This window comes from Sphaerochaeta sp. UBA5836, from assembly GCF_002432845.1.
GTDB lineage: Bacteria > Spirochaetota > Spirochaetia > Sphaerochaetales > Sphaerochaetaceae > Sphaerochaeta.
Genome location: NZ_DJGW01000070.1, coordinates 2,806 through 3,872 on the forward strand (window position 1 = coordinate 2,806; position 1,067 = coordinate 3,872).

The 1,067-nt window shown below is 49.0% G+C and carries 1 protein-coding gene; it reads right to left on the reverse strand.

Annotation, left to right across the window (positions count from 1 at the left end; genetic code table 11):
- A partial coding sequence (locus tag B3F49_RS05665) for a sodium:solute symporter family protein (protein ID WP_293909616.1) occupies window positions 1-767 on the reverse strand: 767 nt, incomplete at its 3' end.
- Between the last annotated feature and the right edge of the window lie 300 nt (window positions 768-1,067).

The following is a 1,067-nucleotide window of genomic DNA, read 5'->3' on the forward strand; positions in this document are numbered from 1 at the left end:
GCAGCCTTGCCGTCACGGGCCGCATAGTAGCGCGAAACCGCTTCCTGGCCGACGGAGAATGTGGCTACATACATGATTACATAGCCTGCAATCTGCCCCCAGCCACCGATTCCCTTGGTAAGGCTTAGATGTTCGGCGGGTACCGTCTGCTTGACTGTCGCCCAACCTCCGGCCAGCTTCAAAGCGAACGGGATGGCGATAGCCATGCCGATAACGATGAGGAAGACTTGGATGAAGTCGGTCAGTGTCACCGACCACAGGCCGCCCATTACCGCATAGACGGTGATGACCAGCGTGACGATTATCAAGCTGGTTGTATAGTCCAAGCCCAGCATGACTTCCAAAATTGATGCCGAAGCCTTGAACTGGCCTGCAGTCAAGCCGACCAGGGCCGCCATCATGACAATGGCACTGAATCCACCTGAGAACTTGTCATACCTTCTTCTGAAATACTCGGGGACTGTCTTGACCGAAGAGGATCGGAACTTCGGAGCAAGGGGGATCAGGATCACGAATGCAATACCCATGGCGATGATGTACCACGAAGCACTCATGCCCCAGGAACCATACGCATTGGCAACAACTCCCAGCGAGCTGCCTCCTCCGATTTCCGTCGCTGCAAGGGTTCCCGCCATCAACAGCGGACCCAACCGTCTTCCTGCCACCATGAAGTCGGTGTTGGTGCTAATCTTCTTGGAAGAGTAGTAGCCAATAGCCAGCATCAAGAGCATGTACAATACTACGATGAGAATAATCGTACCATTCATACCAACGTACTCCTCGTGTTCTGTATATAGTATATAGTAGTATTTATTCACGTTTGAACTTTTGTCAATAAAATTATGTAATCCAAAACTCACAAGAAGAAAACTGCAATAATAGTCATAATAAATTACCATTATTGCAGTATAGAGCAAATATATTACAGGTAATGCCGGATGTATAATATTCTCGTTTTTTCATTTCCTGGATAGAGTAAAGCATCCCGACCGAAGAGGCTGCCAATCCGAGGATGACCGGACCAAAATTGGTGAAAGCCGTAGCCCCTCTTCATACCTTGATGTCAA